We start from the raw sequence: 10,137 nt of genomic DNA on the forward strand, positions 1-10,137 counted from the left end.
GGGGCGGTGCGTGGTGGCTCGGGTGAGGCCGCGTACGGGCCGGTGGGCGAGGCGGTGGCCGATGCGCGCGGGTGAGCGGGAACCGCGCGGGTGACACGGCGCGTTCTTGCACGTGGCGGCCGGTGAGGTCGTGCGGGTGGGGGGTGCGGCGGTGGCGGAATGGCGGGCCCGGGTGCGGGCGGGGACACCGGCGTGGGTACGGGTGCCGGGGTGGCTGCGGACGCGGCGCGGGCAGCGGCGGGCGCTGTGGGCGGTGGTGGGACTGTGCGTGCTCGCGCTGCTGCCCTCGGCGTGGATACGGGTGGCGAGCGACGACGGCGTACGGGCCGAGGCGGACGTGGACCGGGCCCCGGTCGCGGTGGTCTTCGGCGCCGGGCTGTGGGATGGGAAGCCGTCGCCGTACCTGGCGCACCGGCTCGACGCGGCGGCGCGGCTGTACGCGGCGGGACGGGTGACCGCGGTGCTCGTGACGGGCGACAACAGCCGCACGTCGTACGACGAACCGACCGCGATGCGCGCCTACTTGGCGCACGCGGGTGTCCCGAAGCGTCAAGTGGTGCGGGATTACGCGGGGTTCGACACGTGGGACTCGTGCGTGCGGGCGCACCGGGTCTTCGGCGTGGACAAGGCGGTGCTGGTCAGCCAGGGTTTCCACATCCGCCGGGCGGTGGCGCTGTGCCGCGCGGCGGGCATCGACGCGCAGGGCGTCGCGGCCCGCGACCCGCACGACGTGACCTGGTACTACGGTGCGACGCGCGAAATCCTCGCGGCGCCGAAGGCGGCCCTGGACGCGCTGATTCACCGCACGCCGACGCTGGGCCCGCGCGAACCGGCGCTGGAGGAGGCGGTGGCGCGGGAACGGGGGTAGAACCGCCTTACGTTTGAGGGGAGTTGCGGGCGACGCGGTCGCTCATCCGGCGGCGGCGCGACGGGTCGCCTCGCGCTTTCCCGGAGCCGCCTCGTGCCTCCCGCCGACCGCTCCGCGTGCCTCGCCGAGGGCGCGTTCTCTGAGGTCGCCGGGGAGCAGGCGCATCGTGGTGGCGGCCAGGACGTCGCTCCTGCCGATGGTGCGCCGGTCCCCGTCGCGGGTGGTCAGGGCGCGGTCGGCGGCGCTCAGGGACGGGGGCGGGCCCGCCGGGGCCCCCAGGGTGACCGCGCCGAAACGCGTGACCCCGCCCTCACGGACGACCATGGCCGCGCTGCGGGCGAGGTCGGTCAGGAACACGCTCGCGATGCCGTCCAGGTCGCGGACCAGCGCGGGGACGGCCCTCGCCCCCCGGCTCCGCAGCAGCCTCTTGGTCCCGGCCTCGAACCTGTGGGCGCCGTGCACGCCGCTCGGGGTGCGCGAACTCCGCTGCTTGCGAGGGGGGATGACGGTGCCGTCGGCATCGCGCACGGTCCCCGTGAGCCCGTGGAAAGTGGGGGTCCAGAGGTACCACTCCGAGCCCACCTCCAGCGTGACGTCCCGGTCGATCGCCGAGACGAGGTCCCGGGGAAGCAGCTTCGTCCGGCCCTCGTCCGCCGCCGCCCGCTTCGCACCGTCGACGATCCCCGCCACCACGGCCCGCGTCACCGCTCCCGCCGCCCATGCGGCCGACCGGGAGACGTGCAGCGAAGTGACGCTCCTGAACACTGCTTTGACGAGGGAGGGCGCGTACGGCGGGACATCGGCGTCCGAGGTGGCCCCGGCACCGCCTCTCCGGGGACGTGCGGGCTGCGCTGCCATCGGAAGAAACCCTCTCTGCTCTCGGAGTCACCCACGGCGACGGAGGCCGAGTCAACCACAGGGGATGACTTCGCGGCGCGGGGGCCGGCAGCGGCCGGGATGATCGCGGTAGAGCGGGCAGAGGTGCGCGCACGGCGGCATGAACCGCACACGCCAGGGTGGTAGTTGATCGGTGAAGGAGGCCCACACGGCCCCGGCCCCCCGATCCAGCACCCGTACCGCGCCGACGTGTTCGGGCGACTCGTGCACGGTGAGCGCACAGGGCATCCGTCCCACGGGCGCCGCCCCCGGCAACGGCGTACAGGCACGCGCCAAGTCCGCGATGAGTGCGGGAACTTCGGTGACCGCCGTGCACGGCGGCGGCTCGATGGACCGCAACCCCGGCGTGCAGTCCGGTGGCAGAGGGTCGGCGGCCAGCTCGTACCAGGCACCCCGTACGTCCGGGAACCGCAGCACAACAGGAAACCCGTAGGCGAGCAAGTCCCTCACGGTGTCGAGGCGTTCACGATCCTCGGCGAAGGCGCGGAGCGCGGTCGGCGCGTCCGGAGCGCCCTCCGGGACCTCGTGGACGAGCGGGGGCCGTCCCCACCGCGACCGCGGCCCCGGGTCGATCCGCACCGCGAGCCGCAACGCCTCCGCCCGCAACCACGCAGCGCCCTCCTCCCGGTCCCGGGCAACTCCTTCGGCGAGAACCCACCCCCCGGAGTCGTCTCCCCCACGCGCCCGCACGGCGTACGCGTAACGGGGCAACGTGAGCAGCGAGGCGGGCGCGAGCGGCGGCCGGGGCACGAGGATCACTTGGCGGCTCCCGTACGGGCGGTGTGCGGGTGCCGAGCGATGAGGACGCGGCAGTCGGTGGCGAGCGAGTGATTGCCCCGGGCGGTCGCGGCATGCTCCTTCGCGCGGAGGGCGCGGCAGAGGGGGCAGGGGTCCGGGGGTGTAACGGAAATTGCCATAGCTGAGCACCTTGGTGGGGTGGAGGCGAGGGTGGCGTAAATCGCACAACTGCGCAGCTCTGGCCGGGGAAAACGCGGTGGCCAGGGTCTTTGCGGTACCAGGGTTCCCGCTGAAAGGGGCTGGCCGCAACGGAACTTGCCGAAGTTCCCCTGGCTGGGCCAAAGTGGCACATGCCACGATGTGCGCATGACTCGTAGCTCTGCGCGCATGGTGGATCGGGGCGACCGCAACGCAGAGGCTCAGGCGCATGATCGTTCGGGGCGCACGCCGGAAGCCAGGAACGGGGACACGTGACTGCTCGACCGCAACCAACCGCCCGGCGTATCGGGCTGGGCCACGAACTCAGAGCACTTCGTCACAAGGCGGGCATGACCCTTGCGCAGGCGGTGGACGGCCTGCCTTTCGACACGACGACGCTTCAGCGGGTGGAGTCGGGCTACCGCTCCTTCCGCCAAGCGGGCTTCCTCCGGGAGCTGCTGGAGCGGTACGGGATCACCGACGAGGAGGAGGTGGAGCGGCTCCTTTCCCTGCAACGGGAGGGCAGCAGCAGGGAGTGGTGGACGGGACAGGAGTCCTCGCTCCGCTCCGGTATGGGCCGGTTCCTGGGGGCGGAGGCAGTGGCACGAGAAATCAGGGGCTTCCACCCGGTCATCGTCCCCGGGCTGTTGCAAACCGAGGCGTACGCACGCGCGTTGCATGCCATGCACAACCCCGTGGACGCCTACCCTCCCGGGCACATCGAGTACAGCGTCAGTACTCGCTTGAAGCGCCAGGAGATCTTCATGCGCGACGTGGACCCGGCCAGGCTCTGGATCATCCTGTACGAGCCGGCCCTCAGGTATCGTCCTGCCGAGCCGGAGGCGATGCGGCAGCAGTACGAACACATCGCGGCGCAGGCGGCACGGGGAAACGTCACGATTCAGGTGATGCCAGGGGGCGCCCAGGGGTATGTGGCTTTCCAGGACATCCACATCATGAACCTTCATCACGGGCTCCCCACGACCGTGGTGGTCGACACGGCCTGGTTCACGGTGGCGGTCACGGACAAGCCCAAGGAAGTCGAACGTCTCAGCCGCATGTTCGACGCGATGGCTGCCAATGCCTTGCCGCCCGGTGAGACACCGAAGATCATGGCTCAGCTCGTAGGAGAAATCGCACCATGAACCACTTCAACAAGTCCTCTGTCCACTGGCGTACCTCGTCGTACAGCGCAGACGGCGGCAACTGCGTCGAAGTCGGCCACGGCCACCCCGCCTCCGTCCCCCTCCGCGACTCCAAGGTGGCCAACGGCCCTGTCGTGCTCGTCTCGCGCGCGGCGTTCACTGATCTGCTGGGCGCCTTGGGCCGGTGACGCGGGTCGGCGTGGCGAGGGTGCGGAGCGGGAAGCTCCGAAGCGATTCCGACTCGTCCGCAACGTAAGGGAATTCACGATGACTGAACGCGCAGCTCCCGCTCCCTCCAAGCTCCCGGTGGTGGTCGTCTCGCGCGCCGCGTTCGTGGAGCTGATCGGGGTGTTCGGGCGTTCCTGAAGCACCGCACGGGCGGGAACGTGTCGGTCGTGCCGCCGTTCCGCCTCCGTCTCTCCGAGGTGGGTGAGTGCTCACTCACCTCGGAGAGGCATGCCGTCCGACGAAGTCAGCGGCGCTTGAGCGGAGGCGAGCCGGTGACTCGCGGGTCGCGTCACTCACCGGACGCCAGCCGGGCCACGGGGGCGCTGCGCTTCGCTGGTCCGTCCGCGCAGGTCACTCGTCATCCACCGGCGGCTCGCCCTCGCGGGCGCCGCGCGGGGCGAGAATCGGCCGGCACGGGCCAGCTCGCGATGCCGCACACAGTACGGACCACGGCCGGGGCCTGCCGCCTGTCGCCTCCAGAACGGCGTCCAGGCGGAAGCTCACAGAGCTGTCGAAGCCGCTCCCGGGTGCCGCCGCGGCCTCGGGCGCCTTCGCGCCGACGCCGTTCCTGAAATCGTGGCCTGTGAGCGGTGAGCGCGCAGCCGGGCGGCGGGCCGCTGGGGGAGGAGCATTCTCGGCCCAGCTCAGGAGAAGGCGACGCGCAAGAGGCACGGCCTGCTTCTTCGTTTTGACGTTGCTGGTCCAGGTGAGCGACGCGGTGCCGGACGGCCTCCGACGTAGGCACAGCGCATGTGTCCATCCGATGCGACCGGCCCTACGCGGGAGGTGTGGTGTGGATGAGGAGGGGGCCGGTACGTACACGCGCTTGCTGTATCCGCCGGCAAGCCGGTCCCGCCCTGGCGACAACGCCACCGGCTCGTGACGGCTGGGCCTGGTCGGCGGGGCGGAGCGTCCAACCGGTTGGGGGCTCGGGTCTCCCGTTGCGACAGCGAGGCTTTACGGCTGCTCCTCCCGTTGCGGGCCGGGAACCGGCGGGGCGGTGGCGAAGATCGGCCAGCCGATCTCCGTGCGCCAGCGGGACGGGTCCGGGGTGTCGTGGAAGCTGACCGGGTAGAACTCGTGGATCGGGCCCGCCACCGCCAGGGCGTGGCGGGTCACGTACGTGGCGAGGGCGCCGTAGGCGCGGTCGATGCCCGCCTCCGGGCCCTCGTGGGTGATCACCGCGAGTTCCACCGGGGGGAGTTCGGTCGTGCGGACCCGTCCGGCGGGGCGCGGCTCGGTGGCGGTCGGCACGTAGACCGTGGCGCGGCCGTGTTCCAGGGTGAACAGGGACTCCGCGTAGACGCCTCCCGCCGGGCCCGAGGGCGGTACGCCCTGGCTGCCGAGCGTCGCGAAGAGTTCGCCGAGCGCGCCGTGGTACCAGGCGCCGAGGTCGGCGACGGCGAGGTCGTCGGCGGTGACGGCGGCGACGCGGCGCGCGGGGAGGCGGCGGTGGGTGATCGGGGCGGACGCCTCGGGGTGCTCCAGGAGGTCGCGGAGTGAGGCGACGGCGTCCTGGGTGCGTACGAGCTTGTCTTCGAGTCTGCGCAGGTGCCGGGCGATGAGCGCGTTGCGGGCGGCCGGGTCGGGGGTGCGCAGGATCTCGCGGATGTCGGCGAGCGGCATGTCCAGGTCGCGGAAGCGGTGGATGATCTGCGCGGTGGGGATCTGGGCGACGTCGTACCGCCGGTACCCGGAGACCGCGTCGGTCCGGGCGGGCTCCAGGAGGCCGTGTTCCTGGTAGTGGCGCAGCGCCTTCACGCTCAGGTGGGTGGCGCGGGCGAAATCCCCGATCGACAGCAGTGCGGACATACGGCCAGTCTGGACCCTCCCCCAGGGGGAGACACCAGGAGCGGCGCGCGCTTGCGTCTGCCCGAGGGGGAGCGCCCACGGTGGAGCCGAGCCCGGAAGGCCCGGGACGGGAAGAGAAACGGGAGCAGTCCCCATGGCCACCACCGAGATCCCCCTGAGCGGCGTCGTCGCCGAACATTTCCGCGCGGTCAACGCCTTCGACGTGGACGCGATCGTGTCCACTTTCGCCCCGGACGCGTACGTCAACGACAACCGCCGCGAGATCCGGGGCGCCGCCGCGATCCGCCGCTGGGTGGAGACGGAGATGGTCGCCGAGCACGTGACCGTCGAGCCCGTAAAGGTCCTGGACCACTACGGGGACGTCATCGTCCGGGGCCGCTACGACGGCGACTTCGACCGCTCGGGCCTCCCGGACGAGCTGATCATGAGCAACTACTTCTCGCTCAGGGAAGGCAAGATCGTGTCGCTCGCGGTCGTCTTCAACCAGGAGAGCGAGTACGGGAGCGCTGTCTAGCTCAGCTCCTTCTCGACGCGGTGCAGGTAGCTGAACGGGTGGTGCTCCGCGTGCTCCCGTACGGGGCGCACCTCGCGCGTCGTGATGTTGAATCCGATGCTCCCGGCGATCGAGGCGAGCCAGTCCAAGCTCGGCGCGAGCAGCGCGCCCGCCGCTGTCGCGGCGACGGCGACGGTCGCCGAGAGGGAGCGCGAGACCCATGCCGTGCGGCTCGCGCGGGCCGCCGCGTGGTAGTCCTCGCGGGCCTGCTTCAGCTCGGGTTCGAGGCGGCGCAGCACATCGGCCGGGTGGTCCCACTCGTGGCGCAGGCGGCTGAGCAGCGTCTGCGTCACGCCGATCAGGCGCTCGCGCTCGTCCGCGTATCTCTCGCGGAAGGCGAGTACCTGGGAGGTCGGAGTACCGGGCGCGGGAGTCGGGAGCAGCCGACCGAGCTCGACGCGCCACGCGCCGACACCGGGCCCGCCGGGGCGCACGGCGGACTCGTGCGCCGACTCGCGTTCGGTGTACGGCGTGTACGAGCGGGTCCGGTCGGTCTGTGCGACGCGATGCGCGAGCGCGCCGACGAGCAGGTGCAGCACCTCGCGCGACACGCGCAGGCTGTACATCCGCGACCCGTGCGGGGAGGCGCCGACCGTGCGCCCCAGGCCGAGCCTGACGATCCGCCGCTCCAGCGCGCCACCGATCTTCGACGCGAACAGGGCCGCGTCCATCGGTTCGCTCGCCGGTCCGTGCGCCGTCCCGGCGAGCGCCGCCAGATCCTCGCAGAGCATGTCGAAGTGCCGGTACTCGGCGAGTGGTTCGGTGAAGCGACCGGACAGGGTGACGGGGTGGTAGAGGCCGAGGTCCGCCAGTTCCCTCAGCTCGTCGGAGAGGGCGTACGCGGAGACGGCCGGGTCCTGGGGAACGATGGAGGCGAGGTCGTCCCAGTACAGCAACGCCTGGTGCAGGACCTCGGCCGGTGGCCTGACCAGGGGATAGTAGAGCAGCGTCGGCATACGGGCCTCCTCGCGAACGCCCCTGCGGTGAGCGGGAGTTACACCGTACCGGGGCACCTGGGAGGCCGACGCGCGGAGCGTGCGGGCCCGGCCCCGCACGCTCCGAGCCCGGCGCCCCCGCCCCCCCGCTACTCGCCGTCCCCCGCCACCCGCGACAGCAACTCGTGGAGGATCGGCCCCGCCGAGCCGCTGCCTGTCACGCCGCCCTCGACCACGCACGCGACTGCCACGTTGCCCCGGCGGGCGACCATCCAGCCGTTGTTGGGGGCGTCGTCGGAGACCTCCGCCGTGCCGGTCTTGCCGCCGATCTCGCCGGGGAGGTCGGAGAGGATGCGGGCCGTGCCCTCGGTGACCGTGGCGCGCATCAGGGTGCGCAGGTCGCCGCTGACCTGGGCGGGGAGCGGGGTCGTCTTCGTCGTGTCCTCGGGGTCGGGGACGAGGTGCGGCATGTGGAAGCGGCCCGTCGCGGCGGTCGCCGTGACGGAGGCCATGATCAGGGGGTTCGCCTGGATGCGGGCCTGGCCGATCATCGAGGCGGCCTTCTCGGTCTCGTCCTTCGGGGCGGGCACCGATCCGTCGTAGGACGGAACGCCGATGTGCCACTCCTGGCCGACGCCGTAGTACTCGCGGGCGACGTCGCCGAGGGCGGTCGGGGCGAGCTTGTCGCGCAGGCTGATGAAGGCCGTGTTGCAGGACTCGGTGAAGTCCTTGCGGAAGGTCGCGTCCGGGAAGGACGACGTCTCGACGTTGTGGAACTCCTTGCCGACGACGAGGTGCTTCGGACAGTCCACGACCGTGTCGGGGCGCACGGCGCCCTTCATCAACAGGGCGCTGCTCGTGACGAGTTTGAAGGTCGAGCCGGGCGCGTACGTGCCGGAGACGGCCCGGTTGAAGCCGCCGGCGGGGGAGTTGGCGACGGCGAGGATCTCGCCGGTGTCGGCGCGGAGGGCGACGAGCGAGGTGTTGCGGCCCTTGGGCTCGGCCGCGAGCGCGTGTTCGGCGGCGGCCTGCCACGTGCTGTCGAGCGTCGTCCCCGTGGGCTTGTCCGTCACCTTCTTGGCACCGAACCGGGCCTCGGTGCGCAGCACTTCGCCGCTCGCGCGGTCGACGAGGCGGATCGCGCCGCGCGGTCCCTGGCCGCCGTTGCCGAGCTGCGTGAGGACGGGGGCGAGGGAGGGGAAGCCGGCGGAGGTGAGGGCCTTGCCGTGGCGGTCCCGCACCTTCGGCTCGCTCGTGTCCTCGCGGTCGAGGCGGAACTTGGCGGCGTCGCTCAGGCGCGGGTGGACGAGGCCCAGCTTCCAGTCGACGAGCCAGCGCCCGCCGTCGCCGCCCTTCGCCTTCTCCAGCGTCAGCCGTGAGGTGTACGTCCACGTGCCGAGACCCTTGACCGGCATCTTCGCCGTGATGGGGACCTCCACCGCCCCGCCCTCCGCCTCGCGGGGGACCCCGGCGGTGAGGTTCGGGCGCGTGATCTCCAGGCCGGAGGTGAAGCTGCCGAGGATGCGGCTCGCCTCCTCGGGGTGCGTCGTACGGGCACCGGCCGCGTCCAGGCGGTCGTGCGACCAGTCGGCGAGGAAGCCGCGCGCCTGCGCCGCCGCCGCCGGGTCGGCCCCGTCCCCGTCCCCCCGCGCGAAGGGCCCCGCCTTCGCCACGTACAGCCCCAGCGCCGTCAGCGCGAGGACGAGGAGAACGGCGAGGACCGCTCTGAGCGCGGTGCGCGAGCGGCGCGGCGGGCCCTGCGGCGGGCCCCAGGGGGCGAGCGGCGGGCCGGGGGTGCTGTGGTGGGTGGTCATGCGCCGAGCAGACCAGCGCCGCACCCACTCTGTCCAAGTTCGCTATCGATCATTCATCCATACGGCTTCACGTATCATTCCTGCTCGTGGACCTGATCCGGCACCTGGAGTGCTTCGTGGCTGTTGCCGAAGAGTCACACTTCGGCCGGGCCGCGCGCCGGCTCGGCATGGCGCAGCCGCCGCTCTCGCAGCGCGTGCAGCGGCTGGAGAAGGAGCTGGGGGTACGGCTCTTCGAGCGCACGAGCCGCCGCGTCGCGCTCACGAGGCCCGGTCAGCTCCTGCTGCCGGAGGCGCGCGCGCTCCTCGACCGGCACGAGACGCTGCGGGCCCTCGCGCGGCGCGTGCGCGAGGGCGGGAGCGGCCTGCTGCGGGCCGGGCTGCCGCCCGACCTCGCGGGGCCGACGGTCGCGGCGCTCCTCGAAGGGTTCCGCCGGGCGGACACCGGAGTCGAGCTGGAGGTACGGGAGTTGACGACCGCCGAACAGCTCGCGGCGCTGCGGGCACGGGAACTGGACGTCGGCCTCGTCCATCACCCGTGCGCCATCGAGGGCTTGGCGCTCGGCCCCGTACTCCGGCGTGAACTCGGCGTGCTGCTGGCCGAGTCGGCGGACGTGGCCGGGGCCGAGGCGGTGCCGCTCGCGGCGCTCGGCGCGCGCGAACTCGTCCTCTTCCCGCGCGCGGGAGCGCCCGCGCTCTACGACGAAATCCTCAACTCCTGCGCCCGCGAGGGCTGGACCCCGCGCGCGGTGCGGCACGGCCGGGGCGAGAACTTCGTCCGGGGCCTCGTCCTCTCCGGGCAGGCGGTCGCCTTCGTCCCGCGCGCCGAGGCGGGAGACGTGCCGGGCCTCGTGTGGCGTCCGCTCGCAGGAGCGCCCCTGGCCCGCCGCCACTCGGCGGCCTGGCCCGCCGGTCGCGAGGACGCGGCCGTCACGGCGTTCGCCGAGGCGGT

General features: G+C 72.5%; 11 protein-coding genes. 5 read left to right on the forward strand and 6 right to left on the reverse strand.

Annotated elements, in window-relative coordinates; all coding sequences use genetic code 11:
• The first annotated feature begins 172 nt into the window (after window positions 1-172).
• Window positions 173-868, forward strand: a complete 696-nt coding sequence (locus G3I42_RS04660; RefSeq protein WP_164282632.1) for an ElyC/SanA/YdcF family protein — start codon at window positions 173-175, stop codon at window positions 866-868.
• Window positions 869-910: 42 nt separating this feature from the next.
• Here G3I42_RS04660 and G3I42_RS04665 read toward each other — a convergent pair whose 3' ends face one another.
• From G3I42_RS04665 to G3I42_RS36825, 3 genes are read right to left on the reverse strand one after another with little or no spacing between them, the layout of a single operon-like run.
• Window positions 911-1,726, reverse strand: coding sequence for a hypothetical protein (locus tag G3I42_RS04665; RefSeq protein ID WP_164282615.1), 816 nt, complete (start codon window positions 1,724-1,726; stop codon window positions 911-913).
• A gap of 51 nt (window positions 1,727-1,777) precedes the next feature.
• Window positions 1,778-2,524, reverse strand: coding sequence for a formylmethionine deformylase (locus tag G3I42_RS04670; protein WP_164282617.1), 747 nt, complete (start codon window positions 2,522-2,524; stop codon window positions 1,778-1,780).
• A complete protein-coding gene (locus G3I42_RS36825) occupies window positions 2,521-2,682 on the reverse strand; it encodes a hypothetical protein (protein WP_203606364.1) in 162 nt (53 codons plus the stop codon). The genes G3I42_RS04670 and G3I42_RS36825 overlap by 4 nt, the downstream gene beginning before the upstream one ends.
• A gap of 291 nt (window positions 2,683-2,973) precedes the next feature.
• Here G3I42_RS36825 and G3I42_RS04675 point away from each other — a divergent pair, with 291 nt between their 5' ends.
• Window positions 2,974-3,846 carry a helix-turn-helix transcriptional regulator gene (locus G3I42_RS04675; protein WP_164282619.1) on the forward strand — a complete coding sequence of 291 codons (873 nt, stop codon included), beginning with the start codon at window positions 2,974-2,976 and terminating at the stop codon, window positions 3,844-3,846.
• A complete protein-coding gene (locus G3I42_RS04680) occupies window positions 3,843-4,034 on the forward strand; it encodes a DUF397 domain-containing protein (RefSeq protein WP_164282621.1) in 192 nt (63 codons plus the stop codon). Before G3I42_RS04675 ends, G3I42_RS04680 begins: the two co-directional genes overlap by 4 nt.
• Window positions 4,035-5,031: 997 nt before the next feature.
• Here G3I42_RS04680 and G3I42_RS04685 read toward each other — a convergent pair.
• Window positions 5,032-5,886 carry a MerR family transcriptional regulator gene (locus tag G3I42_RS04685; protein WP_164282623.1) on the reverse strand — a complete coding sequence of 285 codons (855 nt, stop codon included), beginning with the start codon at window positions 5,884-5,886 and terminating at the stop codon, window positions 5,032-5,034.
• Between the two features lie 133 nt (window positions 5,887-6,019).
• Between G3I42_RS04685 and G3I42_RS04690 the strand changes: the two genes are divergently transcribed.
• Complete coding sequence (locus G3I42_RS04690; RefSeq protein WP_164282624.1) at window positions 6,020-6,400, forward strand: nuclear transport factor 2 family protein; 381 nt, start codon at window positions 6,020-6,022, stop codon at window positions 6,398-6,400.
• Here the strand turns inward: G3I42_RS04690 and G3I42_RS04695 are convergent.
• Together G3I42_RS04695 and G3I42_RS04700 are read right to left on the reverse strand one after the other, a co-directional pair.
• On the reverse strand, window positions 6,397-7,395 hold the full coding sequence (locus G3I42_RS04695) for a hypothetical protein (protein WP_164282626.1): 999 nt from the start codon (window positions 7,393-7,395) through the stop codon (window positions 6,397-6,399). The two genes, G3I42_RS04690 and G3I42_RS04695, sit on opposite strands and share 4 nt — an antisense overlap.
• A 128-nt stretch (window positions 7,396-7,523) precedes the next feature.
• Window positions 7,524-9,188 carry a penicillin-binding transpeptidase domain-containing protein gene (locus G3I42_RS04700; protein ID WP_164282628.1) on the reverse strand — a complete coding sequence of 555 codons (1,665 nt, stop codon included), beginning with the start codon at window positions 9,186-9,188 and terminating at the stop codon, window positions 7,524-7,526.
• Window positions 9,189-9,274: 86 nt separating this feature from the next.
• On the opposite strand from G3I42_RS04700, the gene G3I42_RS04705 reads away from it, so the two are divergent.
• Window positions 9,275-10,137 (forward strand): LysR substrate-binding domain-containing protein (locus tag G3I42_RS04705; RefSeq protein ID WP_164282631.1); only part of this gene is annotated, 863 nt, incomplete at its 3' end.

This window comes from Streptomyces sp. SID11385, assembly GCF_010548245.1.
Classification (GTDB): domain Bacteria; phylum Actinomycetota; class Actinomycetes; order Streptomycetales; family Streptomycetaceae; genus Streptomyces.

Coding starts and splice junctions, on each gene's coding strand:
- G3I42_RS04680 (WP_164282621.1), top strand. CDS start 3,843: ATGAACCACTTCAACAAGTCCTCTGTCCACTGGCGTACCTCGTCGTAC.
- G3I42_RS04695 (WP_164282626.1), bottom strand. CDS start 7,395: ATGCCGACGCTGCTCTACTATCCCCTGGTCAGGCCACCGGCCGAGGTC.
- G3I42_RS04700 (WP_164282628.1), bottom strand. CDS start 9,188: ATGACCACCCACCACAGCACCCCCGGCCCGCCGCTCGCCCCCTGGGGC.
- G3I42_RS36825 (WP_203606364.1), bottom strand. CDS start 2,682: ATGGCAATTTCCGTTACACCCCCGGACCCCTGCCCCCTCTGCCGCGCC.
- G3I42_RS04690 (WP_164282624.1), top strand. CDS start 6,020: ATGGCCACCACCGAGATCCCCCTGAGCGGCGTCGTCGCCGAACATTTC.
- G3I42_RS04665 (WP_164282615.1), bottom strand. CDS start 1,726: ATGGCAGCGCAGCCCGCACGTCCCCGGAGAGGCGGTGCCGGGGCCACC.
- G3I42_RS04685 (WP_164282623.1), bottom strand. CDS start 5,886: ATGTCCGCACTGCTGTCGATCGGGGATTTCGCCCGCGCCACCCACCTG.